Annotated in this window: 28 protein-coding genes, 1 tRNA gene and 1 riboswitch; of the genes, 23 read left to right on the forward strand and 6 right to left on the reverse strand. The window is 44.2% G+C overall.

Annotation, left to right across the window (positions count from 1 at the left end; genetic code table 11):
• Positions 1–31: 31 nt before the first annotated feature.
• The 4 genes from L7E55_RS09565 to L7E55_RS09580 all read right to left on the reverse strand — a co-directional run bounded on the left by L7E55_RS09565 (position 32) and on the right by L7E55_RS09580 (position 2,722).
• A tRNA-Ala gene (locus L7E55_RS09565) sits at positions 32–107 on the reverse strand.
• An 83-nt stretch (positions 108–190) separates the two neighbouring features.
• Complete coding sequence (locus tag L7E55_RS09570) at positions 191–922, reverse strand: class I SAM-dependent methyltransferase (protein ID WP_338091204.1); 732 nt, start codon at positions 920–922, stop codon at positions 191–193.
• A gap of 264 nt (positions 923–1,186) precedes the next feature.
• The gene (locus L7E55_RS09575) at positions 1,187–2,290 is read right to left on the reverse strand and encodes a mannosyltransferase family protein (protein WP_277443934.1); all 1,104 of its coding nucleotides are present in this window, start codon (positions 2,288–2,290) and stop codon (positions 1,187–1,189) included.
• 3 nt (positions 2,291–2,293) lie between these two features.
• Positions 2,294–2,722: a GtrA family protein gene (locus L7E55_RS09580; protein WP_277443935.1), complete on the reverse strand. Its 429-nt coding sequence runs from the start codon at positions 2,720–2,722 to the stop codon at positions 2,294–2,296.
• A 256-nt stretch (positions 2,723–2,978) separates the two neighbouring features.
• Here L7E55_RS09580 and L7E55_RS09585 point away from each other — a divergent pair, with 256 nt between their 5' ends.
• The 6 genes from L7E55_RS09585 (at position 2,979) to L7E55_RS09610 (ending at position 6,656) form a co-directional block, all read left to right on the forward strand.
• A complete protein-coding gene (locus tag L7E55_RS09585; RefSeq protein ID WP_277443936.1) occupies positions 2,979–3,203 on the forward strand; it encodes a DUF378 domain-containing protein in 225 nt (74 codons plus the stop codon).
• A gap of 76 nt (positions 3,204–3,279) precedes the next feature.
• The gene (locus L7E55_RS09590; RefSeq protein WP_277443938.1) at positions 3,280–3,426 is read left to right on the forward strand and encodes a hypothetical protein; all 147 of its coding nucleotides are present in this window, start codon (positions 3,280–3,282) and stop codon (positions 3,424–3,426) included.
• Positions 3,427–3,616: 190 nt separating this feature from the next.
• A complete protein-coding gene (locus tag L7E55_RS09595; protein ID WP_277443939.1) occupies positions 3,617–3,889 on the forward strand; it encodes a hypothetical protein in 273 nt (90 codons plus the stop codon).
• Between the two features lie 171 nt (positions 3,890–4,060).
• A riboswitch (SAM riboswitch) is annotated at positions 4,061–4,174 on the forward strand.
• 82 nt (positions 4,175–4,256) lie between these two features.
• Entirely contained in the window at positions 4,257–5,462 is a 1,206-nt protein-coding gene (locus L7E55_RS09600; protein WP_277443940.1) for a homocysteine biosynthesis protein, read from the forward strand.
• A gap of 45 nt (positions 5,463–5,507) precedes the next feature.
• Complete coding sequence (locus L7E55_RS09605) at positions 5,508–5,909, forward strand: 4Fe-4S binding protein (protein ID WP_277443941.1); 402 nt, start codon at positions 5,508–5,510, stop codon at positions 5,907–5,909.
• Positions 5,910–6,656, forward strand: coding sequence for a UPF0280 family protein (locus L7E55_RS09610; protein ID WP_277443942.1), 747 nt, complete (start codon positions 5,910–5,912; stop codon positions 6,654–6,656).
• Positions 6,657–6,702: 46 nt separating this feature from the next.
• On the opposite strand, the gene hslO is transcribed toward L7E55_RS09610, so the two are convergent.
• Complete coding sequence (hslO, locus tag L7E55_RS09615) at positions 6,703–7,566, reverse strand: Hsp33 family molecular chaperone HslO (protein WP_277443943.1); 864 nt, start codon at positions 7,564–7,566, stop codon at positions 6,703–6,705.
• A gap of 394 nt (positions 7,567–7,960) precedes the next feature.
• Between hslO and aroF the strand changes: the two genes are divergently transcribed.
• A complete protein-coding gene (aroF, locus tag L7E55_RS09620) occupies positions 7,961–8,887 on the forward strand; it encodes a 3-deoxy-7-phosphoheptulonate synthase (RefSeq protein WP_420852033.1) in 927 nt (308 codons plus the stop codon).
• A gap of 12 nt (positions 8,888–8,899) precedes the next feature.
• On the opposite strand, the gene L7E55_RS09625 is transcribed toward aroF, so the two are convergent.
• A complete protein-coding gene (locus L7E55_RS09625) occupies positions 8,900–9,034 on the reverse strand; it encodes a hypothetical protein (protein WP_277443944.1) in 135 nt (44 codons plus the stop codon).
• A gap of 721 nt (positions 9,035–9,755) precedes the next feature.
• On the opposite strand from L7E55_RS09625, the gene L7E55_RS09630 reads away from it, so the two are divergent.
• The 16 genes from L7E55_RS09630 (at position 9,756) to L7E55_RS09705 (ending at position 25,679) form a co-directional block, all read left to right on the forward strand.
• Complete coding sequence (locus L7E55_RS09630; protein ID WP_277443946.1) at positions 9,756–10,985, forward strand: GspE/PulE family protein; 1,230 nt, start codon at positions 9,756–9,758, stop codon at positions 10,983–10,985.
• 179 nt (positions 10,986–11,164) lie between these two features.
• On the forward strand, positions 11,165–12,379 hold the full coding sequence (locus tag L7E55_RS09635; RefSeq protein ID WP_277443947.1) for a type II secretion system F family protein: 1,215 nt from the start codon (positions 11,165–11,167) through the stop codon (positions 12,377–12,379).
• Positions 12,380–12,443: 64 nt separating this feature from the next.
• The gene (locus L7E55_RS09640; protein ID WP_277443948.1) at positions 12,444–12,938 is read left to right on the forward strand and encodes a type II secretion system protein GspG; all 495 of its coding nucleotides are present in this window, start codon (positions 12,444–12,446) and stop codon (positions 12,936–12,938) included.
• Between the two features lie 49 nt (positions 12,939–12,987).
• Positions 12,988–13,488 (forward strand): hypothetical protein, encoded by a 501-nt coding sequence (locus tag L7E55_RS09645; RefSeq protein ID WP_277443949.1) that lies wholly within the window; start codon positions 12,988–12,990, stop codon positions 13,486–13,488.
• Positions 13,489–13,532: 44 nt separating this feature from the next.
• Positions 13,533–13,925 carry a type IV pilus modification PilV family protein gene (locus L7E55_RS09650; protein ID WP_277443951.1) on the forward strand — a complete coding sequence of 131 codons (393 nt, stop codon included), beginning with the start codon at positions 13,533–13,535 and terminating at the stop codon, positions 13,923–13,925.
• 4 nt (positions 13,926–13,929) lie between these two features.
• Positions 13,930–14,463, forward strand: a complete 534-nt coding sequence (locus L7E55_RS09655; RefSeq protein WP_277443952.1) for a PulJ/GspJ family protein — start codon at positions 13,930–13,932, stop codon at positions 14,461–14,463.
• Entirely contained in the window at positions 14,460–15,503 is a 1,044-nt protein-coding gene (locus tag L7E55_RS09660) for a hypothetical protein (RefSeq protein WP_277443953.1), read from the forward strand. Before L7E55_RS09655 ends, L7E55_RS09660 begins: the two co-directional genes overlap by 4 nt.
• Positions 15,500–16,645 carry a type IV pilus assembly protein PilM gene (pilM, locus tag L7E55_RS09665; protein WP_277443954.1) on the forward strand — a complete coding sequence of 382 codons (1,146 nt, stop codon included), beginning with the start codon at positions 15,500–15,502 and terminating at the stop codon, positions 16,643–16,645. Before L7E55_RS09660 ends, pilM begins: the two co-directional genes overlap by 4 nt.
• Positions 16,646–17,359 (forward strand): PilN domain-containing protein, encoded by a 714-nt coding sequence (locus L7E55_RS09670; protein WP_277443956.1) that lies wholly within the window; start codon positions 16,646–16,648, stop codon positions 17,357–17,359. It begins immediately after the preceding gene.
• A complete protein-coding gene (locus tag L7E55_RS09675; protein WP_277443957.1) occupies positions 17,359–18,069 on the forward strand; it encodes a type IV pilus inner membrane component PilO in 711 nt (236 codons plus the stop codon). Before L7E55_RS09670 ends, L7E55_RS09675 begins: the two co-directional genes overlap by 1 nt.
• A gap of 134 nt (positions 18,070–18,203) precedes the next feature.
• On the forward strand, positions 18,204–19,628 hold the full coding sequence (locus L7E55_RS09680) for a TldD/PmbA family protein (RefSeq protein ID WP_277443959.1): 1,425 nt from the start codon (positions 18,204–18,206) through the stop codon (positions 19,626–19,628).
• 100 nt (positions 19,629–19,728) lie between these two features.
• Positions 19,729–20,067: a DUF3307 domain-containing protein gene (locus L7E55_RS09685; RefSeq protein ID WP_277443960.1), complete on the forward strand. Its 339-nt coding sequence runs from the start codon at positions 19,729–19,731 to the stop codon at positions 20,065–20,067.
• Positions 20,068–20,339: 272 nt separating this feature from the next.
• A complete protein-coding gene (locus L7E55_RS09690) occupies positions 20,340–22,388 on the forward strand; it encodes a heterodisulfide reductase-related iron-sulfur binding cluster (RefSeq protein ID WP_277443961.1) in 2,049 nt (682 codons plus the stop codon).
• A 340-nt stretch (positions 22,389–22,728) separates the two neighbouring features.
• Positions 22,729–23,481, forward strand: a complete 753-nt coding sequence (locus L7E55_RS09695; RefSeq protein ID WP_277443987.1) for an ABC transporter ATP-binding protein — start codon at positions 22,729–22,731, stop codon at positions 23,479–23,481.
• Positions 23,462–24,382 (forward strand): SufB/SufD family protein, encoded by a 921-nt coding sequence (locus tag L7E55_RS09700; protein ID WP_277443988.1) that lies wholly within the window; start codon positions 23,462–23,464, stop codon positions 24,380–24,382. The genes L7E55_RS09695 and L7E55_RS09700 overlap by 20 nt, the downstream gene beginning before the upstream one ends.
• A 148-nt stretch (positions 24,383–24,530) precedes the next feature.
• On the forward strand, positions 24,531–25,679 hold the full coding sequence (locus tag L7E55_RS09705) for a S1C family serine protease (RefSeq protein WP_277443962.1): 1,149 nt from the start codon (positions 24,531–24,533) through the stop codon (positions 25,677–25,679).
• Positions 25,680–25,776: the final 97 nt, after the last annotated feature.

The raw sequence follows: 25,776 nt of genomic DNA on the forward strand, positions 1-25,776 counted from the left end.
ATAAAAAAAGGCCTCTAGGCCTTGATTTTTCTGGTGGAGATAAGCGGGATCGAACCGCTGACCTCCTGAATGCCATTCAGGCGCTCTCCCAGCTGAGCTATATCCCCACGTTATTATTGATTTAGTTTTTTAATGTGCCGCCCGCACTTTTTTAGTCTATCATTTTTTTTACTTATGGTCAAGCTTCTTTTTATAGTTTTTTCATGAGAAAGGTGCCATATCCCAAGTATTTTTTATATATTTGGATTAACTGCATATATTTTTGCATTACATTATTAACTTCCCGGCTTGATCCTGTTCCTCGTGATACTACTTGGTAAGGATCCGGATACAGTATGTTCTTAATATTATCTAATAAACCCGGAAAATTATTACGCTGTACTTTGACGGGTGCAAATCCTGTATTTTGAAATAATATCAACCATTCTTCAAAAGAAGGTATATGAGGCAAATTGCAGGCTGCTTGAATTTGTTCCCTCGCTATCTTGGGCAGAGATTTGCTTGCGCACATCTCTACGCAAATTAATATCCCATTTTTTTTTAATATTCTATTGCACTCTCGCAGTATAGAAATTGCCGGTAAAAATATTAATACCGACTCAACTAAGATCAAATCAATAACTTTATTTCGGAATGGTGTGTCTCCAGCATCACAAAGCACATACTGCACTTGCACACCTTCTTGTGACGCCCTATACGTAGCCTTTTGCAACATTTCCTCAGAGTTGTCCAGGGCAAAAACAAATGCGCCTGAATTTTTTGCTATATGGCAAGCGGTTCGGCCGGTCCCACATCCGATATCAAGAACAATATCTTCATCAGACAGATCAATTTGTCTAAGCACATTGAGAGTGTGGAAGAATCCCCCCGGATGTAGGCTGCCTTTGCCCAGGGAAGTAACTGCGTCAAGATAAGTTGTCATAGTATCGTACCACACTTTACTTTTGAATAGTTTGAAAATACCTTTGTGAATCTATATATACTATGTGAATGAGTATCCGGGGGTTCCATGATAACAACTAGTCTGCTGAATAAGTCAATACCGATGACGATATTTCAAAATTCTTGATAAAAATAAAAAAACTGGTTCTTTAACCAGCTAACTTTACACCAGAATTGAATATGAGCCGTGTTATATGCCTAAAGGTCTCCAAAAGCTAATTCGTTCTGAATCTTCGTCATAGTGTTAGCTTATCCACCGTCCAACCACAAAAAGAATAGTTACCGTTGAGAAAACCAGGATGGAAATGACCGAATATACTTGAGTCAAACCGTTTTTATACAGTAAGCGGGCCAAGGCGATGTACCCCGGGAATAATACTAAAATATAACGGGGCATTCCAAGGGGCAAGTTATCAACTACTGAAGAAAATGGAATCAAAAACCCCAGTGTCAGGAAAATCAGTTGCGGCTTGTCCTTTAAATATTTAAAACTCTTTATGATTAAGTAAAGGAATGACAACGCCATTCCTGATTCAAAAAGACTATAAAAATCGCTGTGATAGAAAAAAATTGTCAGGTTAAGAAATTGGCCTGCGCCCGGGTAGGCAAAGTGGCGGTATCCCCAATACTCGCTGTTCAATGAATGGGCAAAAGCCAGGGGGTCTCCGGCTTGCTTCCACAAAACAAGCATGAAGATAGATAGTGATACCGGTATTAAGAGGAGAGGCAATGCCTTTTTAAGTATTATTTTTTTATTGTTTTCCTGGTATTGCATGTACAAAAAAGCGAAAAATAAGACTACTCCGATATTCCGGGTGAGGGCCGCGCAACTAGCCAGGAGAACTGCCCATACCCAGCGCCCGTTCCTGGCGAAATAAAAAGATGCCAGGGCAAAAGCCAATAGTAAAGATTCGGAATAAATGGAGGTAAAAAATATAGCTGTAGGAAAAAATAGCAAAATAAAAACTGTTGTAGTGGCCGTTTTCTTGTCAAAGTCTTCTTTAGCAATAATATAAAGAAAGCAACAAGCAATAAAAAGCGCAATATTGGAAATCAAAAACCCGGCGGCTACCCCGTTCCCAACAACGTAAGTGAACAGGCGGATCAAAAAGGGAAACATAGGGAAAAAAGGGGCGCTGTCAAAATCATAACCTTGTCCGGCTATCCTGAGAAACCATCCGGCGTCCCAATGAAGCAAAGAATCAAAAATTACATTGGGATGAAGACCGTCGGTAGTTGCGGGGAGAAATGGATTTAGAACATCTCTCGTTAGCCAAATTAGAAAAACAATATAAATCTTGTTAAGCAGATAGATATAACCAACACGTGTAAAATCTTTTCTGGACACGAATTAACCCCCGGTTGTTTTGGGCACCATTTTGCCTTTGCGGAAAACCCATAATTTACTAAGGATAAAATTAAAACTAAACGCGATAGAAGTCGCTAAAAAAAGCGCTACCATCTGAGAGATATATAAATTTAGCAGTATATATACAGAAGTGCTGTTTATTCCAAGACCAAGCGCGTTGACCAAAGTGAATTTTAGAAACCTGTTTTTATCGTTTTCATCCGGGCTTGTTTTAAATGTCCAGTACCGGTTGAGGAAAAAGCTGTTGACTATACCGCAAAAGTAACTGAAACCTTTGGCCACGGCATAAAAAAAGATACTTTCGTTAGGAAGTATTTTTATTATGGTAAAATAAACGACCCAATCAATAAACGTGTTTAAACATCCTACCGCCGCAAACTTGCATAATTGAGTGATACCCTCGTTAACCATTATTTCACCTTGCATCATTATGATATAGTATTTTGCTTACATAATTTTACGTAATATTTTGAGTTAAATAGTAATCTTATGAATATAACCGACCACATATTACCTTCGACACTAATGCCCGGCATCCTCCTTATCCATTAGGTAAAAATACATTTTCTTTAAGTTTAATTTCTTTGGATATTTTTATGCAAGAAAAGAATAACTTTTTTGTTTTTTAGCATAATAAATATATCTTAATCACAGGAGGCGTGTTAATATGGAATGGTTGTCAAGAACAGCTTTAGTTCTGGTCATTATTGGCGCTTTGAACTGGTTGTTGGTCGGTCTGTTTCAGTGGGATCTGGTCACAGCTCTATTCGGAGGAGACACGGTTAGAGCGTCATCTGACTTTAGCAGGGTAATTTATACGTTGGTTGGACTAGCCGGCCTATATTCCATATCATTCTTTTTCAGGGAAAATACTGCGGTAAGGGATAAATAATATAAGTGAATTATACGAGAAGTTTAATATGGGTATTACTACACTATAATAATAGATTATAAGGAGGCAGCTGGTAATGATTCCACGCAAGAAAGATCCAGACGAAACTCCTGATGCAGTTATCTCACCCATAGAAGAAGAATGTGACATTTGCCAGGAAATTGAAGGAGATTGCTGTGCAGAAATATTTGATTCAAAGAATGACAAAAAAACCGCGAGATAAAGGAGACCTATTATAGGTCTTTTTTTTATAAGCTAAAATAATAAACAATGACCTGCGGCCTATTTTGGCGATATTCAGTCCAGTATGAAATTCATATAAATTAATAGCCCGGCCCGGGGGTTGTCAGCATGAGAAACTAGTGCTATATTTGGATCACTTAAAAAAGTAATTGTTTAAGGGGTGATGTATTATGAACCACCAAACCAAAAATTACAGTAATGACTACCGGGTAAATATTCTTAACAACGGTACTATTATTAGTGTGGAAGTTACTTGCTGCAGCAGGCATATTGGGGAGATGCGTTTCAAAGACGGCGAAAGTAAGAAATGCCCGCTTTGTGGTACGGTTCATCAGATGGTTATCCAGCATAATCACTTTCACATTAGACCGGTAAAGCCGGTATCAAATGAAGCAATCGCCGGAAACGATAGTAGTCTGCTTTTTAAGGAGAAAGCGCTCTAAATCGCTAAACAGTAGTTAAATCTATCAATTAGCCGGCTTTTAAATATAGCATATTATGCCAGAAGGATTAGTAGAGGAAATTAATTCTGTCGTTTGAATCACACATGAACCGTTGACATGAAATGTGGTTACTGGTAAACTTAAGTTTAGCAAATGTAATATAAATATGTGCTCTTATCCGGAGCGGCGGAGGGACTGGCCCAATGAAGCCCGGCAACCGTTGGGAGTTAAGAACCCAAAATGGTGCTAATTCCAGCAGAAGATTTTTCTTCTGGCAGATGAGAGGAAGCAATTTTTTGCAGGCCTCTTCTGTTTGAAGGGGCCTTCGGTTTGTCGGAATGGAAGGGCATAATAGGGGGGTATGTAAATGGCTATTGAAAAAACCTACGCTGAGATTAATGAGAAAATTAGATCCGGCAAGGCGGTAGTATTAACTGCGGAGGAAGTTATTTCACTGGTTGAGGAAAAAGGTGTCTCTGAAGCCGCCCGCCAGGTGGATGTTGTGACAACCGGTACTTTTAGCCCGATGTGTTCTTCCGGTGTTTTTCTGAATTTCGGCCATTCCAAGCCTAGAATCAGAATGACAAAAGCATGGCTTAACGGTATTCCCGCGTACACAGGAATAGCTGCGGTTGATGTTTACCTGGGCGCTACCGAACTTCCGGAGGATGATCCCTGCAACAGCAATTACCCGGGCGAGTTCCGCTATGGGGGGGGACACGTAATCCAAGACCTGTTGGAGGGTAAGTCAATAAAATTAGAGGCGTTATCATATGGTACGGATTGTTACCCCAGGCGGGAGCTGGAAACTTATATTACACTGGATGAAATAAATGAGGCTACGCTGTTCAATCCGCGCAATGCCTACCAAAACTATAACTGTGCTGTAAATTTAAGCGGTAAAACTATTTATACTTATATGGGAATGCTTAAGCCGAATTTGGGCAACGCCCACTATTGCAGCGCCGGACAACTTAGTCCGTTGCTGAATGACCCTTACTTTTTGACTATCGGGATTGGCACCAGGATCTTTTTGGGTGGGGGAATCGGTTATGTAGCGTGGCACGGTACGCAACATTTTCCCGGCATTCAGACAGACGCGGAGAAAAATTCTTATGGCCCGGCCGGCGGTACACTTGCCGTGATCGGGGATTTAAAGCAAATGAAACCTGAATGGTTGGTCGGTACAAGCTACCTGGGTTATGGCGCTACCCTGACGGTGGGCATCGGCATCCCTATCCCCATCCTTAACGAGGATGTGATGAGTTGCGTTTCTATCACTGATCGCGATCTCTACGCGCCTGTTGTCGACTACAGCGAGGCTTATAGCCAGCGCATACCCGGCAATTTAGGCTATGTCAGCTACGCGGAGTTGAAAACCGGGAAAATTACCATCAACGGCAAAGAAATCCCAACCGCGCCTCTGTCAAGCTACCCAAAAGCCAGGGAGATTGCCGGAGAGTTAAAGAATTGGATTTTGCGGGGGGACTTTCTACTGTCGGAGCCGGCACGGCTATTACCTTCTTACCAGGATCAAATTACGGCGAAAACTTTGGACATTAAAGGCGTTTAGTAGCTAATAGATTGATTATTAATTGAATAGAGGAGTGATTGGCGCTTGGCTGCGAAAAAAATAATTCTTCACTTTGGCAAGGATATATCCGACAAGCCTATTATTTATCACCTCGCCAAGGATTACGAACTTGTCTTCAATATAATTAAAGCGAATGTCAACCCAAACAAAGAAGGTACTGTTGTATTGGAGCTTACCGGGGAACAATATGCAAAGGGACTGGAGTTCCTTGAAAGTGAAGGTGTCCGGGTGCAGCCTTTGGCTGAACAGTTGTCACGGAACGAATTGAAGTGTACCAGTTGTGGCGCCTGTACTGATATCTGTCCCACCGGAGCGCTGTACCTGGATAGGCCTTCAATGGAAGTAAGGTTTGACAGTGACAGCTGTGTACTATGCCAGATTTGCGTAAAGGTTTGTCCGGTCAAGGCTATGGAGGTAAAATTCTAATTGGATTATGTTGAACGTTCATACCGGCGGCAGTTCCGCCAGGAAGACTTGACTTACTTTCAAGTTGTAGTGCGCCAGACTGATTTAAGTATTGGGGTGCGCCGGGACAGATTTTCTTTGGAATTGACGCGCTGGGTGGAAGAAATGGTGCGGGAAGAAAGGGTTCTTCTTGAAAATTATATCAAGTCGGACCCTGTTTTTCTTAACACGCTGAAACCACATACAGTCAGTCCGGACGCGCCTCCCATCGCGGCAGATATGGCCGAAGCGGCACGCAAGGCGGGGGTGGGCCCTATGGCTGCCGTGGCGGGCGCCTTTGCTCAATATGTGGGCAAGGCGCTTGTCCGGCGTTCGAAGGATGTTATAGTGGAAAATGGCGGTGATATTTACCTGCGCAGCACCCGGCAGCGCAGGATCGGGGTGTTCGCCGGCAGTTCCGCTTTGTCCAATCGAATTGCACTGGAGATCATGCCGGAAGATACACCCATCGGGATTTGCACCTCCTCAGGCACCGTCGGCCCTTCATTGAGTCTGGGTAAAGCCGACGCCACCGTGATCCTTTCTCCTTCCGCCATCCTGGCTGACGCGGTAGCCACCGCCGCGGGCAACCTGGTTCAAAACAAAGAAGATGTTCAAACTGCGGTAGAATATGCAGTAGGAATCGAGGGTATCACCGGCGCGTTGATAATAAAAGACGACAATCTGGCCGCCTGCGGCAAATTGAAGCTCGTCCCGTTAATCATTTGACGTTGCCCACAATACTTCCTCAGTACTCCTTGCATGATATTGAGTATTAAATAAATACAGATAAATCTGGCGCGTCGAAAATATATTCTTCACCGCAAAAATGGCAATATACTTCCACCTTGCCTTTTTCCTGCAAGAGTTTTTCAATCTCCTTTCTCCCCATTGCGGCCAAAATATCCCCTACTTTTTCCCGTGAACACTTACAGGCAAAGCGCACCGGATTTTTTTCCAGGTAACGTACATTCAGGCCATTTACAGCCCGGGAAACAATCTCCTCGGGGGTCATCCCGAGGTTGACCAAGCTGCTTACGGGGGGCATATCTAGCAGGCATTTTTTCAGGTGGGACAGAATCTTTTCACTTGCACCGGGGAAAAGCTGGATAATCAGGCCTCCCGAAGCTTTTACGCCAGCATCGGGACCGACAAGCACGCCCAGTGACACTGCTGACGGAGTTTGTTCCGAGGTTAAAAGATACTGTGCCACATCCTCGCCAATCTCACCTGAAACTAGTTCCACGCTTCCTGTGAAGGGCTCTTTTAAACCGAGGTCCCTGGTGACATGAAGAAAACCTTTTCCCACCGCGGCTCCCACCGGCAGTTTTCCTTCCTGGGCGGGCGGCAGGTCAACGTGGGGTTCTTGAACATACCCCCGCACTTCACCCGCGGCGTTTGCCGTGACAATAATTGCCCCAAGGGGTCCGTCACCCAGAATACGCATGGTAAGAAGGTCATCACCCTTCAGGTTGGCGCTAAGCAGCAGCCCGGCGGTAAGCCCGCGCCCCAGGGCTGCGCTGGCAACCGGCCAGGTATCGTGTCTGCGCCTGGCTTCCTCTACAAGGTTGGTGGCAACAGCGGCAAAAACACGAAACTGCCCATCCTCGCCTATTCCGCGCACAAGATAATCCTCCATATAAATAATAAGCTCCTTTTACAATATTAATTTTTTTATTATTATAACATTACCGGGTTGTTTTACCGAAACAGCCGTTTCGTGTGGAATGACTGGCAAAAAAAATAGATCTTTACAGATAAGGCTTGCTTAATATATAATTTTAGTAATTAAAAAGTAGGTGTATTTAAATGTCAGCATGCCAAAGCGGTCAAAAGTACTTTACCAGCTTTGCACTTGGTTATTTTTATCAAGTGCTTTTTGGCTTGCTTACAAAAAAATAACATCTGCTTGCGCTGTTGATAAACTACCGCGAGCGGAGTACACTCGCGGGGGAGTTCTTAACTTTATATTAAGATATAGAAGCCGTGAGGGTTAACTTCACGGCTTAAATTATTTTAAGGAGGTTTTTAGAGTGGTTTTAGCTGCAAAAAAGGAACCAACCGGGGAAGAGATAGCGGCGGTAACTGACAGAGTATTTGATTTGGGTAATATATCAGGAATTGAAAAACCGGTGTCAGTACAGGAACCGTATAAATTAGCCAGCCGTAATCCTAATAAAAAAAATACGGTGATAAAAATCGGCAACATTAAAATCGGCGATGGTTCGATTAATGTTATTGCCGGTCCATGCGCTGTGGAAAATCGTGACCAGTTGATCTCTATAGCCAGGGCTGTTAAAAAATCGGGAGCGACAATGCTTCGCGGGGGGGCTTTTAAGCCTAGAACTTCTCCTTATTCTTTCCAGGGGTTAGGGGAGGAAGGGCTGAAGATCCTGGCGCAGGCCCGGGAAAAGGTAGGTCTGCCGATTGTTACTGAAGTCACAGACGAGGAATCATTACCACTGGTCGCAAAATACGCCGACGTGCTGCAAATAGGAACTCGCAACGCCCAAAACTTTAATTTAATAAAAAAAGTTGCAAGAATTGGTAAACCCATCTTACTTAAAAGGGGAATGTCTTCTACAATTGAGGAGTGGCTGATGGCCGCGGAATATATTTTATTAGAAGGCAATGAACAGGTCATTTTATGTGAGAGGGGAGTAAGAGGTTTTGACAGCTTTACCAGAAACATCCTGGATATAACCGCTGTGCCAATTATAAAGCATCTTTCTCATTTGCCGATAATCGTCGACCCCAGCCACGCAATTGGGAAATGGCGTTATGTGATCAAAACATCCCTGGCGGCGATTGTGGCAGGAGCCGACGGTGTTATCGTGGAGGTTCACAACAAACCGAAAGAAGCTTTGTGTGATGGAGCGCAGTCTTTACTTCCTGAAAAACTGGAAGTTCTGATTAAAAACATTAAAGAAATAGAGGGTTATGTTAGAAATTGCGGTTAAATATTATAGCCATTATTCAGCGGTTTTGTTTTTCAGGGATTCTTCTTTTGCTTTTTTAGCGCAAACACCTTTTCTGGCTATTATTGAACCGTTTCCTATGGGAGCGGTTGTTCTCTCTTGGGCCGGTTTTGTTTGACGTTTAGCCAATTTAGTTGCCCTCCTTGATTTCGTGCCTTTACTTGTCTCTTTCCGCAATGGTACGTAATGAATGGGCTATGTCTATCCGCCACTTCCTTTTGGAATATTGTTATCTTTTTTAAAAAAATAAAACGAAAAAGATTCTGGTATAGTGCCCAAATCATGTCTGATATCAGAAATAGAATTTAACTATTCCGAAAAAATCAGGTTATGGGTCCGTTACAAAGAATATACTAGAAATATTGTTACCTCTTGTCTAACTGTTAAATTATTCATAGGTGAAATCTTTATTACTCACACCCATTGGGATCATATCCAGGGTTTCCCGTTTTTTACGCCGGCTTTTATAAGAGGCAATCATTTTGTGCTTTACGGGCAGAACAAAATGAATCTAACTTTTGCCAATCTCATGCGCGGTCAAATGTTGCGGATTTGGTTATTTACGGCACTAATTTCACAGATGAGGAATATGTTGACAGCAAAATAATTGCCTTTAAAACATTACTGTCATAAAAGATCGATTTGTTAATCGGTCTTTTTTTAATTAAATAAATGCAAGAAAGGAGGAAAATAATGTATTATTATAGAAGTTATTGTTGGATTAGGGTTCATCAGGTTTTATTACAGCGTAAGGAGTGAGAACAATATTTTAACTAAAAAGGATGTACTTACGGTTATCAAAAAACATTTTGGAATATGGGATGTTGACAAATTCCTTGAGGAACATGAGTTGCCGGCAGACCGGCAGGAACCTGAAAACATTGCTTTGGAGGCAGAAGTGAATGAAGCGCCGGTCGTGCGTTTAGTGAATTCAATTCTCTTTCAAGCAATTGAGCAAAATGCCAGCGATATTCATATTGAGCCGCAAGAGGACCATGCCAGGGTCAGGTACCGGATTGACGGTATGCTCAGGGAGATAATGACAATTCCTCAAAGAATACAATTAGCGCTGATTTCAAGAGTTAAAATAATATCTGATATGGATATCGCCGAAAAAAGAGTTCCACAAGACGGCAGGTTTCAGCTAAAATTCGGCTTGCGGGAAATTGACCTAAGGGTATCCACTATGCCTACTGTTTACGGGGAAAAGATTGTTGCCAGACTCCTGGATAAGGGAAATATGAAATCATTCAAAATTAATCAAATAGGATTAGGACCTGAGAATCTGAAAAGGTTTATGAGTGTCTTAAGAAGGCCTCACGGTATGATATTAATCACAGGACCTACCGGAAGCGGAAAAACTACTACCCTTTATGCGGCGCTTAATGAAATCAACAAAGTGGAGAGGAATATTATTACCGTTGAAGATCCTGTTGAATACACGCTAAAAGGAATAAACCAGACGCAAGTTAACACAAAGTCTGGTATGACCTTTGCGGCCGGTTTGCGCGCTATCTTGAGACAGGATCCGGACGTGATTATGGTGGGGGAGATCCGGGACAGCGAGACTGCCGAAATTGCCACCAGGGCAGCTATGACCGGGCACATGGTGCTATCGACTATTCATACCAACAATGCGGCGGGGGCTATTATCCGCCTTGTCGACATGGGTATTGAACCGTTCCTTGTCGCATCATCAGTGCTTGCGGCAACAGCGCAGCGACTGGTCAGGTTAATCTGTCCAAAATGCCGCCGGGCATATGTTTTAGGGCCAGATGCCCCTGAGCGCGAATTCATTGGAGTAAGTCCGGATAAGCCAGTCACGCTATATAGAGGCTTGGGCTGTGATGAGTGCGATTATGTTGGTTACCGGGGCCGCCTGGCTATTCACGAGATTTTGCCTGTGACAGCCGCGCTGCGTGCGCTGGTAACTAAAAATGCGTCAGTTGATGAAATTGAGTTAAAAGCTTTGGCGGAAAAAATGATTAGTCTGAAAACTGATGGTATACGGAAAGCTTTAGATGGGTTGACGACAATTGAAGAAGTTATGCGAGTCACTTATACTGATCAAGCCTGGTAGTAGTTAAATACTAAATTGTGACAAATAAAAACATTAAATTGTTGTAAAAAATAAAAATGACTGAAAATATTTCCTGGGTATAAAGGAATTTCAATTATTGCAAAGAATCAATAAAGAGAGGTAAATACTAGCATAAATTTGCCATAATATTCATGTTAAAAATTTAGTGGTGAAATAAAATGCGGTTTAAGTTTTTTTATAAAGCTCGCAGTAAGAATGGCAGACTGGTTACCGGGAAACTCGAAGCGGGAGACCGGCGTGAAGCGATAGACATGATCGGAAAACGCGAGCTCTTCCTGGTGGAAATCAAGGAAGTATCCGCCGATAGGTATATTATTCCGGTTGATATTTTCCATAAAAGAGTAAGTGCAAGGGAACTGGCTCTTATATGTCATCAGTTAGCCACTATGACACAAGCCGGCATCCCGCTGCTTCAGTGTCTAAATATATTAATACAACAATGTGACAATGGGATCCTTAAAAGAACATTAAAGAAAGTAACAGAACATCTTAAAGAAGGCATGTCCCTGGCAGACTCGCTTAAATCATACCCAAAAGTATTCCCGCCATTATTGATAAATATGGTGAATTCGGGGGAGGTTAGCGGGATGCTTGATCAAGTGCTGAACAGGCTCGCCATGAACATGCAAAAGGAATATGAGCTTATAGAAAAAATAAAATCGGCTATGACCTATCCGGCAGCCGTTTTAGTAGTGGCTATAGTCTCAGTGGTTGCGTTATTAACGTTCGTTATCCCAAAATTTATCTCGTTATTAAATAGTATGATGGCTCCTATTCCGTTTGCTACCAGGTTGATTGTCCAGTTCGGTAGTATTTTTCATGACTATTGGTATTTAGCCGCATTTTCATTCTCGGGAGTTGTGTTTTGCTACAAGCGGGCGATTACAACTGAACGTGGCAGAATACTTAAAGATAAAACAATTATTAAAATTCCGGTGATCGGCCCTTTGATTCAAAAGATGATTATATCCCGCTTTTGCCGTTCGTTTAGCGCACTCTTAAAGAGCGGGGTTCCTGTTTTGCAGTCACTCGATGTGGTTAAAAATATCACGGGGAATTATGTTGTCATAAAAAGTATCGAAGAGGCGGAGCGCAGTATCAAAAAAGGCGATGGTATCTCTTTACCGTTACACAAAAGCGGGGTTTTCCCACCGATGGTAATCAGGATGATCGCCATAGGTGAGGAAACAGGAGCTGTTGATACTCTACTAGAGAAGGTCGCTGACTTTTATGAGAAAGAAGTTGAAGAACTGGTCGCACGTTTATCTTCCCTAATCGAGCCGGTTTTAATCGTTGGAGTGGGGGGAATAATTGGTTTTATCATTTTGTCCATTATGCTGCCGATGTTCAGTATGATGAACTATATAAAATAGTCAGTGTTCATGTGATTAATTATGTCTTGACGGGGAAGTCTTGCCTTATCAGAGGTGGAAAAGAATGTGCCATAATATTAGATTAGTAAAAAACGAAAGTGGCTTTACTCTAATGGAACTGATGGTGGTAATCGTTATTATCGGCGTATTGGCCTCTATCGCCGTTCCCACAATGAGCAAGCAAGTTGACAAAGCCAAGGTGAAAAGGGCCATGGTGGAAATGAAAACTATGAAAACGGCAATAGACGTTTATAAAGCTGAAAAAGGTTCATATCCGGCAACTGCGCAGATTAATGATGTTCTTAAGGATTATGGCATAAACTTCGGGGCGACCTCATGCAAAGACCCGTGGGAGAAGCCGTATGTATACTCAACGGATGTCAACACTGCTCCGTCAGCTTATAAGATTGTTTCCTATGGCCCGGACGGTGGCTTTACTACCGAAAACGATAATATTATGGCAACCGGTAGTACCAACCCGGCTGAAAGTACTTCGAATGCCGATGCCGCTCTCTTTAGCTATAGGATAAATTCGGATGGTAGTACACCTGCACCATGAGCCGCGTTATATGCCCAAAGGCCGCTAACGGAGAATTAGTTCTTAAGAGATGAAGCGAAATATAAAGATAAAAAGCCTGGTTAATCCTTTTGGAATTTCGTTAATTGAGGTAATGATTGTAGTTGCCATTACCGGTGTGATCATCGCGCTTGTCTTGCCGGATTTTAATAGATTAATCGGGCGTTACAGCCTGGAATGCGTGGCCAGGGAAATGGTTTCGGATATACGCGCTCTTCAACAAAATGCCATAAAAGACGAAAGCTTTGGTTATTGCGTGCTGTTTGACAATGCTGCAGATTGTTATCAGCTGATTAATACCGGCACAGGTGTAAACGCTTATAAAACAATAAAGCTTCCTGCCGGTGTGAATTTGGAACGTTCAACTTTTGACCAAACTAACGATAAACGTCTATTTTTTACCGCGAGCGGAAATCCCTTCGGAGGGATAGGTGGTCATATCACTCTTCAGGACCGGGTAACCGAGGATTACCTGTATGTTATTATTGACTCCGTCGGCAGGGTGCGGATCAGCAAAAGCGCTCCCAAGTAGTGAAATCCATATTTAAAAAACCTTGTTTTCGCTGGGGTGCCAGGTTGAGACAAATTATTATACAAAATGAGCGGGGCTTTACATTGATTGAAGTGCTGGTGGCATTAGCGATTCTCGCTGTGTCGCTTGTGGCGATGATGGACAGCTTCACTACGGCCAGCCGTGGTAATGCTGACGTATACCGTTATAATGTTGCTTTGTCGCTGGCTCAAAGCAAGATGGAAGAAATAAAAAACAACCCTTTTATTTCTGTGGCGGATATTGGTCCAGTTGATTTTACCGAGGAAAGCGACTATTCCGAATTTGCCGGTTATCAGTACACTGTAGCTGTCACAGACAACAATTTAATCAATAAAACGGTTGTCGTCACGGTTTATTACAATGATGAAGGTACCCCGAAAGAAGTGGCTCTGACGGGAGAAATTACGAGGAGGTGAAACCGTGGGTCATCTTAAGAACGAGCGCGGTTTCACCCTGGTTGAATTAATGCTTTCGACTCTCTTGATGAGCATACTTTTCTTGACGGTATGGGATATTTTCAGCCAGTGCTCTATATTCTGGAGGCGGGCGGGAGATAAGGTGGATCTTTATGACAGCCTGCGCATATCGCTGGATAGGATGTGTAGGGAAATAATATGCGCGAAAAATATATCAACATTTAGTGACGTCAACAGCCTCACTTTTGTCAATGCTGATGGGGATACTATTCGCTATTATTGTAATTTAAATGAATTGCTTCGCAGGGAGAAGGGCGTATCAAGTCCGTTGGCGAGTGATATTGTAAATGTCAGTTTTACTTATACCACCAACGCGGGGCTGGTTATTGACCAGACCAATATTGCCGGACAAAAACTTTTGCCCAATTGGACAGACTCCATAAGCCTTCTGACAATATCATTAACGGCGAGGAAACAAGGCGTTCCCGTTGGCCCGGTTGTTCTCACTCAAAAAGTTCGATTGAGGGCGTTGCCGTGAAAAGTATTGGTAGTGAATCCGGCCAGACACTTGTTTTGGTTGTGATGATTACATTGCTGATCCTATTACTAAGTTTTTCAACACTCACTCTGGTTAGCGAGTGCCGCAAGGCATCCTTCGTAGAAAAAACAATGGTTCAGGCTTATTATATTGCAGATGCCGGTGTAGAGCGCGCACTTGCCAAAGTCAAGTCGGACAATGACTGGCTTTGGAATGAAGTTCATTTTGATTCTGATAGGGAAGTAGAATTTATCCTCAATCAAAACTATGCCGGCGGTGTAATCACCAGGGTAACAGTTAAAGAGGAAAGCATTTACCCTGCAGTTCCACTGTCTAGGGAAGATGTCGCTTATACCAATATTTTAATAATTTCGGAAGGCACTTGTGAAAATAGTAGAAAATCGCTTGAAGTGAGGGCAAGAGTAAATGCGCCGCTGCATTTCGCCAGGGGTGTGTGGGTTAATTCACCGGATTCGGAGTTTGGCAACGGCAATGCCGGTGCTGTTACAGTGCCGCCCTTTCCGGCTCTGGATCTGTCGATGTATGAAAAAAACTATGATGTAAAATACATAGGCAATAAAACTATTTCCGGTGATTTCCAAGTCAACGGGATTGTATATGTTGCGGGTGATGTGACGATATCGGGGAATTATCGTGGGGTTGGCGCAATTGTTGCCGGAGGTAATGTATATGTTTCAGGCGACTTGAAAAGATATCATGATGATCAAGCCAGCAGCCTGGCAATTTTATGTTTTGGCAGCGGAGGTATAACAATTGCTGACGGCAAAGAAGTCTGGGCATTGCTGTACACGCCTCCCGGCGGTCCATCGGACGTGCGGGTGGTCAATATCGGGAGCGCCGCAATAGTACACGGCAGTATCATCTGCGATAAAATTATAATAAACCCTGCTGCCAATGCCCTGGTTCAATACGAAAAATCTTTATCAGATAATCAGCCGGATTGGACCACCACTAATATAAGCGTTACTTCATGGCAGGAACCAAGTCCTTTATTACTAAATAAGAGGAGCATATTTTGAAAAGGTTGTTAAGAAATGGCATTATCAGTCCTGCCGGTTTGAAAGCGTTGCTTGCCGGAAGATTGATCCGTAAGCTGGCGCCAAAGAAGACAGATTATGCGGCAGTTGACATCGGTTCAAGGGAAATCAAAGTAGTGCAAGTCAGTATTGCGGACGGCAGCCCTGTGGTTACAGCTTCCGGCCGGCTTCCTACACCCGTGGGCGCTCTGGATACACCGATTAATGAAAGTGAATTGGTAAACGCGCTTAATAAGGTTATTTTGGCTTCAGGGATTCGTGTAAATGAAGTGATCGCCACTATCAGCGGCGACAGAGTAATCACGCGTCATGTCAAATTGCCGGTGATGCCTGCAAGGGAGTTGGAAGCCGCCGTAAACTTTGAAATTGAGAGATTTGTTCCAGTTCCTGTTGAGGAGTTAATCATAAGGTACGTTAATTTGGGTGTTATCAAATCAGGTGGCGAGAGATTCTTTCATCTCCTGCTGGCGGCTGTGCCTGCTTCTTTTGTTTATGATTACTATGGTATTTTTGCCAAGGCTGGTCTGAATATCGCGGTGATCGATCTTCAGTCTCTCAGCCTGTGGCGTTTATTCAGCGGTCTCAAGACTTCCGCCGCGAGAAAAGGGACGGTGGGCATCTTTGACATCGGGGCGTCCACCACTCAGTTTTTGGTGGTACGAGACCGGGCACTTCAATTGACCAGGACGCTTCCTGTGGGCGGAAACCTGCTCACCCGGTCGTTGGCGGCGCACTACGGACTCGGCTATTTGGAAGCTCAGCGGATGAAAGAGGATGAGGGTGAGCTGTTTAGTGTTGAACAAGCCGCATCAGCAACCGCTAGCGCTATGCAAACGGACTTTTCATTGCGCGACGGACTTACCGGTTTGGTGCGTGAGATCCGCAGGTCACTTGATTACTATGCCGCCCAGGAGAACGCCACGGCGATTGAAAGGTATATCATCAGTGGTGGTACCAGCAAAATGAAAGGTTTTCGGGATTTTTTCGCTGAGGCAATGGGGACGCCGGTAGATTTTGGCTATCCGGGTGTGCCCGGCGTTCCGGGAGATGATCCAACTGCCGCCCGGTTCGATCCGGCTTTCGCGGTGGTTCTGGGTTCCGCGTTGCGTGAGGTGGTTGAATAAATGTATAAGGTGAACATTTTACCTCTGGAGTTGCATGATAACATTAACTTTGATGTCAATAAACTGATTAAGGTAATGACAGTTTCTATTATTGCGGTTGTTCTGCTGATTGGCTATGGCGCTTTTGTTTTCAGGCTTTACATGACTGGAAAGGAAATTGCCGAGACGGAAAAAGAGTTGGCTCAGTTGCAAGATACCGTAAAACAGGTTGAGGAGATTAAAAAACAGCGGCAGAATAATGAATTAATTGTTCAGAATTTCAAAGATCTGGTTGATAATAGAAAGACTTGGTCAAATATGTTGGAAGAATTAAATTCTTATCTGCCTGTGGATATCTGGCTGGAGAGCATAGATGTGTCATTTATTGAACCGCAGAGCCCGGCCGGGATTGATGGACAGGGGGGCGGTCAGACTAAAACACAGGCCAAAGGTATGCCGGCCCGGTCACAAACAAATATTGACCGGACAGGCACCGGCAAGGAGTCAAATGTTGACCAGGACCTAAAAGGAATTTCACAACTAGCTGTACCGTCTCCAAACGTTCTAACTGTGGAGGGTTATTCCCGCAGTTTGCCTTCTGTCGGTATTTTTGTAAATAGTTTGGGCAAAATGCCATATATAAAAAAAATCAGGCTTAGTGAAATAAAAAAAGATGATGGACAAGCCGCCGTGAAGTTTAAAATTACGGCAACGATCGGGGAGAGTGGCGAGTAATGCGGCAGGAATTGCAGTCCGGCCGGAGAACGATCCTGCTGGTTCTTGGAATCGTGGTCTTGTGCCTGGTTTTTATTAAATATGTTTTTATGCCACAGTATCACAGACAATGTGAAAACAATGACAGGATTGCCGACTTGCGGTCAAAATACCGGGCTGCGGTGGCAGCGGCGGAGTCATTGCAACGTGAAACAGAGCTTGCCGGCAAAGTGACAGATCAGTTGAATGAGTATAAGGTGCTCTTTAACAACGTGATGGATGACGGGATGGCTTTTGTTTATATTGCTTTAAAGGCTATGGAGGCGCAGGTTGAGATCGTATCGGTAGTTCCCGCAGCGGTTCATGACAAAGGGACTTATCTGGAGTATCCGGTAAAGTTCGAAGTACGCGGCGGTTATCACGAAGTATGCAGTTTTATTAGGGAGATAGAGAGTTTCCCAAACTTAACTGAAATTAGAATGTTTAAAATAACTGGTTACGATAATAATATGATTCGTCTACCGGATGCTGCTCAAAAAAAACAAAAAGCTATGGGTGAAGAGCTTCTGAAAATACCTCCGGCAAAATACGGCGAAGTAATGGCCACGCTTGATATTGTTACTTATTCCTGCCCTTCGCCGGTGGCCGGGATGCATATGGAGCAAATTACAAATTGGGCTGTCGGGAGGGATAACGCTTTTCTAATGTCAGCTATTAGGAATAAGAATTAGAATAAAAATAATATCATTTGTTGTTGTTATATGTTATTTTTTTATTTTTTGACGAATTATGTATGTAAAAGGGTTTTTGCCATTAATGGGGAATAATTATAATAAGCGTTGTCGCATGATAAAGGGGGATATCTTTGCTGGATAAATCGACAATAAAAGAAGTATTGGACGTTGCAATGGCTAAAGGCGGTGATTTCGCGGATATTTTCATCGAAGAAAAGAAGACTACCGGTATCGGTTGCGAGGCGGGAAAAATTGAGCGGATACAGTCTGGTATGGACATGGGGGCAGGGATTAGGGTTTTATCAGGTGATACGACAGCGTACGCGTATACTAACAATTTAACTCGCAAAGGTCTTGTAGAAGTGGCAAGGATAGTTAACCATGCCGCGCATGGTTTAAAAAAAGAAGTTAGTTTGAATTTGACTAAGGTAAAGCCATCAGTTGATTTCATTTATAAAGAACGCCCGGATGAAGTGTCTACAGAAAGGAAAGTCGCCGTGGTGGAGGCTGCCGACCGCACAGCCCGGGCGGTTGATTCCAACCAGATTAAACAGGTTATTGTCGGTTATGCGGACGTAGTACAGAAAGTGGTTATAGCAAACAGCGCCGGCGTATTTGTTGAAGATGAACGGATTCGCACACGTTTGTTAGTGCAGGCGGTGGCGGCGGCAGATGGTAAAATCCAAACAGGTTACGAGGCTGTAGGCAGCTTAAGCGGCTTTGAACTTTTTGACCGCTGCCATCCCGAAGAGGTTGCGGAAGTGGCGGCGCGCCGGTCTGTGCAGATGCTGGCGGCAAAGCCCGCGCCTGCCGGTAAGATGCCTGTAGTCATGGCTGGTGAAGCAGGCGGCACGATGGTGCATGAAGCATGTGGCCACGGCCTGGAGGCTGATCTCGTGCAGAAGGGTCTGTCCGTTTATGCTGGAAAGAAAGACCAAGAGGTGGCCTCCCCGGAAGTGACTGTGATTGACGATGCGACCATAAGCGATCGGTATGGCTCCTACCGCTTTGATGATGAGGGAACCCCCGCGCGTAAAGTTGAACTAATCCGTAAGGGGATGTTGACAGACTACCTGTACGACCGGCTGACTGCCATGAGGGAAACCAACGATTCTAACGGTCACGGCCGGCGGGAATCATATCAGCATAAACCCATTCCGCGAATGAGTAATACTTATATTGCACCTGGCAAGACGGATCCGGATAAGATTATCGGGAATATAAGAGAAGGGTTGCTGGTTAAAAAGATGGGAGGTGGTCAGGTAAATACAACAACCGGAGATTTCGTTTTTGAGGTGACGGAGGGCTACTTGATCAAGGATGGTGAAACAGGCCCAATGGTGCGTGGCGCCACCCTGACCGGAAACGGGCCCGATGTGTTGCGTACCGTGGAAGCGGTTGGAAGCGATTTGGGTTTTACAATTGGTACCTGCGGTAAAGATGGACAAGGTGTTCCAGTGAGCGACGCGCAGCCCACCATATCAATTAAACAGCTTATTATCGGGGGGACCGCTCATCCCCCGGAGAGGTCTGCGGGAAGGATTATCAGACTGTAGCAGGGTCCCTGCTGAACTGGTTAATGATATTAACTAACTAACAACTAAAAGTTGTTAGTTATAGCTGAGTTGCAGGCTATAAACGGAGGCCGTATACTACATGAATATGTTTTCCTGGATGCTGGTAGGTCACATGGTAGGTGATTTTCTGCTTCAAACAGGCTGGATGGCTAAAAAAACTATCAACATTACTTCTTTATTAACCCATTGTTTGGTATACACTTTGACTATCTACATTGCTGTCTTGCCTGCGGGGGGTCTAAGTCTAAAGGCTATTATCGTTATCTTTGCCAGCCATATTGTTCTGGATCATAGAAAGTTTGTACTCTTCTGGGTTCGCCGGGTTAACAATGCTGAGAGTCTGCCATGGATGAATATTGTTATTGATCAGTGCTTTCACCTGTTGGTACTGGCATTAACGGCTCAGTATCTGAATTAGAGTAAATTAACGTTTGCAGGCTTGTATAATACAACAAAATTTTTATGGACAGGGTAGTTAAAATATGATAAAGTTTTTAACGAAGTGAAGACATGAGTTAGAAGACCTGCCTGATGTGCGGACTAACAACCTGCCACGAAAGAGGGGTGGTTAAGATAAGTAAAGAATTGGCCGCGAAGGTCTTTTCTCTCATGAAAGAGACCGTCGTGGTTTTTGTTTTTTGTTTTTCATGTTAGAAAAAGTACATATCAATATGAAGGGGGAGTGTGGGGATGCTCAGTACGACAGGCATCATTGTATTCATTTTGCTTCTAGCTATAGCTGGCTACTTTTCTGTGATGGGGTTAGCCAAGCTTTATAACAGAGTGAGGATAGGCCGTCCTATCGACCGCTCCGATCGTCTTATGGAACGTATAATGGGGTTTTTCGGCCGCCAGGATTGTCAGCGTAAGATTGCACGGGAGCCGGGTGCGGCCCTGATGCACCTTCCTATTCTATACGGATTAATTTTATTTGCTCTTGGCGCGGTTCATTATGTCCTGGAAAAAGTGATAGGCCTGGTTATATTTGGGTCACCGTACTTTTATTTAATTACTGAAATTGGCGGTATTGCGCTTCTGTTCGGGATTTTGTTCTCAGCCTGGCGGCGTTATATTCAGAAAATTCCCCGCCTGGACACGGGAACTTGGGAACAAGAAAGATTTATTGTCTTTCTTATTTCAGATATCAGCTTGATTGTTGTAGCCTTCTTCCTTTCCTATGGGTTTAAACTCATCGGCTCACCCGATTATTTTGACCATTGGCGGCTTTCCATGGCTCCGGCGAGCCTTCTGGTAGCCTCCTTGTTTAGCAGTGTGGACCCTGCCATGGCCGGCAAGCTTTCGTTGGTCTTTTGGTGGGTGCATATATTAGCCGCTTTTACCATGATCGGTGTTCCGCGTTACTCTCCATTGCTTCACCCTGCGGCCGCCCCGCTTAATATTATATTCAGGTATTTGGACAATAAGATCGAGCCGATGGAACCAATCGACTTTGAAGATGAAGAGAGAGAAACCTTCGGCGTTAATAAGCTGGCGGATTTTACCTGGAAAGATCTGCTGGATTGTTATGCCTGTGCCGAGTGCGGCCGCTGTCAGGATAACTGCCCGGCTTATTTGACCCAGAAGCCACTTTCCCCGAAAAAACTGCTGGCTGAAATCAAAGAACACCTGGAAGAGATCGTCCCCGGCGAACCGCGGATCAAGACGGTTGACGGTCATTGGGTGTTTGATCAGCAGGAGCAAAAGTCAGAAGATGCTGAGGATGCCAAAAAGTTGCTTGGTGAAGTGATTGACGAGCATGCAATCTGGGCTTGCACTACATGCCGGGCCTGCCGTGAACAGTGTCCCAATATGAACGAGCATGCCAACAAAATCATGCAACTCAGGCGGGCGTATGTTTTGGACGAGAGCGATTTTCCTGCCGAGGCTCAGTTGACCTTTACCAATATGGAACGGAACTCGAACCCCTGGGGGATTGGTTGGGCTGACCGCGCTAACTGGGCTGCCGACCTGGATGTCAAGATCCTTGGTGAGGTTGAGGATGCGGAAAGTGTGGAGTACCTCTTATACCTTGGCTGCGCCGGATCCTTTGACGAGAGAATAAAGAAAGTATCGACTGCCCTGGTTAAGGTTTTGAATGAAGCGGGAGTAAGTTTCGGCATTCTGGGCACAGAGGAAAAGTGTTGCGGAGATTCGGCACGGCGGTTGGGTAACGAGTACCTGTTCCAGAGTTTGGCTGAGGAGAATATCGAAACCTTTAAGGGCTATGGGGTAAAGAAAGTTATTACCGCCTGCCCGCACTGTTTCACAGTGATGAAAAACGATTACAAACAGCTTGGCGCTGACTTTGAGATAATGCACCACACCCAGTTGATTGATCAATTAATCAAAGCCGGTAAGATTAAGCCGGGCGCGCTGGGAGAACAAGTAAAGGCGACCTATCATGATTCCTGTTATCTTGGACGTTATCATGAAGAATACAGTGCTCCAAGGAATGTTATCGCCGCCGTAAAAGGTGTTTCCCTGGTTGAGATGCCCCGGTCAAAACAAAAAGGCTTCTGTTGCGGCGCTGGCGGCGGACGCATGTGGCTTGAAGAAGACATCGGCAAACGTATCAATATAGCGCGTACTGAACAGGCTCTGGAACTGGATCCACAGGCTATCATCTGCAACTGCCCGTTCTGCCTGACCATGCTGGAAGACGGCTTGAAGGATAAGGAAGCGACTGATCGAGTTAAGGTATATGATATTGCTGAACTAGTTGCTAAGGCTTCTTCTTAATGTGTTAGAAAATATTGATTAATAAATAACGGGAGCCGGAAGTCAGAGACTGGATGCCGGAATAAGTGAAAGGTTCTTTCCGTATTCCCTTCTTGTTTCTGTTAATCCGGCTTCATCATTTTTATCAGTTAATCGCAAGGTTACATTTCACTATACTTATAACAGGGGCTTATTGTGGATCCTAAATGGTTATGTTATAGTTATAAGCCAGGAGTCAGAAGTCAGAATGAGAAAACGGTTTATCGTCCCGGAGTATTCTGAATTCTGACTCCTGAATTCTGAATACCTGAATAGTAAACATTTAATATTTGATTTTGTTTTTGAAAGGAAGTGTTCAATGTTGCTGGAAATAAAGAACCTGTCCTTAACAATCGAGGGTGATAAAGGTCCTGTGGAGATCCTTAAGGATATCAATATTGTTTTCGAAGAACGCTTGCTATATGTTTTTACCGGACCTAACGGGGGAGGGAAGTCATCCCTGGCCAAAGTAATCATGGGTATTTATAAACCAACAAGTGGTAAAATCATATTTAACGGCGAGGATATTACTGAGCTTGGAGTGACCGAGCGGGCCAGGTTAGGTATTGGTTACGCGTTCCAGCAACCCCCCCGTTTTAAGGGCTTGACGGTTGGAGAACTGTTGCAACTAGCAGTAGGAAAAGATAAAATAATGCGGGAATTCAGTCTGCTTTATGATGTAGGACTTTGCCCTCAGGATTACCTGGAGAGAGAGGTGGATATCAGCCTTTCCGGTGGTGAACTCAAACGGATCGAGATCGCCAGCCTGTTAGCCAGAGAGCTAAAGATCGCTGTTTATGACGAGCCGGAAGCGGGTATAGATTTGTGGAGTTTTAGCAGATTGACTGAAACGTTTCAAAATTATCACAGAACGCACGACACTACAATTGTGCTGATATCGCACCAGGAAAGAATATTAAGTCTCGCTGATGAAATTATCCTGGTAGCTGACGGGATGATCAAAGAACAAGGAAGTAGAGACGTTATTTGGCCTTTGATTATGGAGGATGCTGGTTGTAACTGCCGTGACGCTTGCAGCGAAGGGAATGAAGAAATTGTTGAATGCCATAGATAAACATATGTTGCGAACTGTCGCGGGTATGCACGATATCCCCCAGGGAGCTTATAACATCCGTAAGAACGGAGCGGGAATCAGTCGCAATACCACGGCAAATATTGAGATTAGAACGAAGGAAGATAAACCTGGAATCGATATTATAGTCAAGCCGGGAACAAAAGGCGAGAGTGTCCACATACCGGTGATTTTAACAGCTGAGGGCTTGGAAGACCTGGTATATAACACTTTCGACATAGGAGAGGGAGCCGATGTCCTGGTTGTTGCCGGCTGTGGCATACATAATCCCGGGGATATGAATGCGCGGCATGACGGAATACATAATTTTATCGTCCGGAAAGGTGCGCGTGTTCGTTATGTTGAGAAACACTATGGTGAAGGAACCGGCCAGGGCCAAAAAATACTCAATCCGAAAACCATCGTTGAGCTGGAAGAGGATGCTTTTGCGGAGATGGAACTGGTGCAAATAAGCGGTGTTGACAACACAAAACGTGACACGGAGGCGCGTTTGCATAAGAATGCTCACCTGTTATTAACTGAGCGGATGCTTACTGACGGCAATCAGTTTGCTGAGTCGAAAGTCCAAGTTGAACTATTGGGGCAGGATTCTTCTGTCAGGATTATTTCCCGTTCAGTGGGCAGGGATAACTCCAGGCAAATATTTTACCCGCGCGTGGTGGGTTTAAACCGTTGCCGGGGTCATGTGCAATGTGACTCAATAATCATGCATGAAGCACAGATTAGTTCCATACCTGCAATAGCGGCGCATCATGCGGATGCCCAACTGATCCACGAAGCCGCTATCGGGAAGATTGCCGGTGAGCAGTTGATTAAACTCATGTCGATGGGGCTTTCTGAATCTGAAGCTGAAGAAACCATTCTTAAGGGATTTTTGAAATAATTTGCAATAGGATTAAAAATGCAATTGTTCCAACCTGCCGGGTTTTTTAAAGCATTGGGAGGTTGGTTTTTTGTCTGTTGCTTTAGTTAATGTGATTTTTTGTTATAATACTAAAAGGATTTATCAATAAATATGGAGGTTTTTAGCCATGCCAACCAGCTGGAGACGCTTACTGTTGTTTGCATTAGTAGCTGCTTTTTTAGCCGGAATAACATTTACAGGCGGCTGTGATTTTACCAGGGGTCTTTTGCTGGCTAAAAAGGGGAATCAGGTTGGTGCGCAGGTAAATGTTGATTCACCGCTGGGAACAGGTCCTGACGCTGTTGCTAATGTAGTTTCCAGTGCCAGCCAGGCTGTAGTTAAAATTTCTACGAAAAAGGTTAGCGGCGAGGCTGCCGATCCTCTTTTCAACGACCCTTTCTTCCGCCAGTTTTTTGGTTTGCCTTTCAGCCCCAGGCAACAGGAAGAAGGTCTCGGTTCAGGGTTTATCATCTCTAACGATGGTTTTATTTTAACAAATGAACATGTGATTGATGGCGCTAATGATATTGCCGTTACTGTGACCGGCTTTGATAAGCCGCTGGCGGCAAAAATAGTTGGTTCTGACTACAACTTGGATTTAGCTCTCTTAAAAATAAATACCAATTCAGATCTGCCCTTCTTAAATCTTGGCAATTCCGACCAGATTAGGGTGGGCAATTGGGTGATCGCTATTGGAAACCCCTATGGACTGGATCATACTGTAACGACCGGAGTGATTAGTGCCAAAGGCCGACCAGTTAATATAAGCGACCGGCAGTATGAAAACTTGCTTCAGACAGATGCTTCCATTAACCCCGGCAACAGTGGCGGGCCTTTGCTCAACCTGCAGGGTGAAGTAATTGGGATCAACACGGCTATTAACGCTCAGGCTCAAGGTATTGGTTTTGCGATCCCAACGAGCACTGTTCAGCGTGTGCTTGAAGATTTGAAAAACAGTGTTAACAGTGTAAGCCCGTGGATTGGCGTTCAGGTGCGCCCGGTGGATGAGGAAGCGGCCCGCTACCTGGGGTTGACGAAAGCGGAAGGGGCTCTGGTAACAGGAGTGATTGCCGGCAGCCCGGCGCAAAAAGCCAGCCTAAAGCAATGGGATGTGATTGTTGAGTTTAATGGGGTCAAGATCAACAACGCGGATGATCTGGTCACGGCTATCAAGGCTACTCAAGTGGGAAATAATGTGAAGGTTTTAGTTGTACGCAACCGGCAACTTAGCTCAGTAAATATTTCAATAGCTGAAAAGCCGAGAAATATTAAATAGGAGTACTCAGGAGTCAGAAGTTAGAAGTCAGAATTAAAGAATTGTTTATTGTCTTGAGATATTCTAAATTCTGACTACTGAGTTCTGAATACCTATG

Origin of the sequence: Pelotomaculum isophthalicicum JI, from assembly GCF_029478095.1 — a bacterium.
Taxonomy (GTDB): Bacteria; Bacillota; Desulfotomaculia; order Desulfotomaculales; family Pelotomaculaceae; genus Pelotomaculum_D; species Pelotomaculum_D isophthalicicum.

Excerpts from the sequence above, each read along its gene's own strand:
- L7E55_RS09645 (WP_277443949.1), top strand. The coding sequence starts at position 12,988 with ATGAAGCGAAATATAAAGATAAAAAGCCTGGTTAATCCTTTTGGAATT.
- L7E55_RS09570 (WP_338091204.1), bottom strand. The coding sequence starts at position 922 with ATGACAACTTATCTTGACGCAGTTACTTCCCTGGGCAAAGGCAGCCTA.
- L7E55_RS09705 (WP_277443962.1), top strand. The coding sequence starts at position 24,531 with ATGCCAACCAGCTGGAGACGCTTACTGTTGTTTGCATTAGTAGCTGCT.
- hslO (WP_277443943.1), bottom strand. The coding sequence starts at position 7,566 with ATGGAGGATTATCTTGTGCGCGGAATAGGCGAGGATGGGCAGTTTCGT.
- L7E55_RS09640 (WP_277443948.1), top strand. The coding sequence starts at position 12,444 with ATGTGCCATAATATTAGATTAGTAAAAAACGAAAGTGGCTTTACTCTA.
- L7E55_RS09685 (WP_277443960.1), top strand. The coding sequence starts at position 19,729 with ATGAATATGTTTTCCTGGATGCTGGTAGGTCACATGGTAGGTGATTTT.
- L7E55_RS09690 (WP_277443961.1), top strand. The coding sequence starts at position 20,340 with ATGCTCAGTACGACAGGCATCATTGTATTCATTTTGCTTCTAGCTATA.
- L7E55_RS09580 (WP_277443935.1), bottom strand. The coding sequence starts at position 2,722 with ATGGTTAACGAGGGTATCACTCAATTATGCAAGTTTGCGGCGGTAGGA.
- L7E55_RS09670 (WP_277443956.1), top strand. The coding sequence starts at position 16,646 with ATGTATAAGGTGAACATTTTACCTCTGGAGTTGCATGATAACATTAAC.
- L7E55_RS09595 (WP_277443939.1), top strand. The coding sequence starts at position 3,617 with ATGAACCACCAAACCAAAAATTACAGTAATGACTACCGGGTAAATATT.
- L7E55_RS09600 (WP_277443940.1), top strand. The coding sequence starts at position 4,257 with ATGGCTATTGAAAAAACCTACGCTGAGATTAATGAGAAAATTAGATCC.
- L7E55_RS09590 (WP_277443938.1), top strand. The coding sequence starts at position 3,280 with ATGATTCCACGCAAGAAAGATCCAGACGAAACTCCTGATGCAGTTATC.
- L7E55_RS09635 (WP_277443947.1), top strand. The coding sequence starts at position 11,165 with ATGCGGTTTAAGTTTTTTTATAAAGCTCGCAGTAAGAATGGCAGACTG.
- L7E55_RS09585 (WP_277443936.1), top strand. The coding sequence starts at position 2,979 with ATGGAATGGTTGTCAAGAACAGCTTTAGTTCTGGTCATTATTGGCGCT.
- L7E55_RS09675 (WP_277443957.1), top strand. The coding sequence starts at position 17,359 with ATGCGGCAGGAATTGCAGTCCGGCCGGAGAACGATCCTGCTGGTTCTT.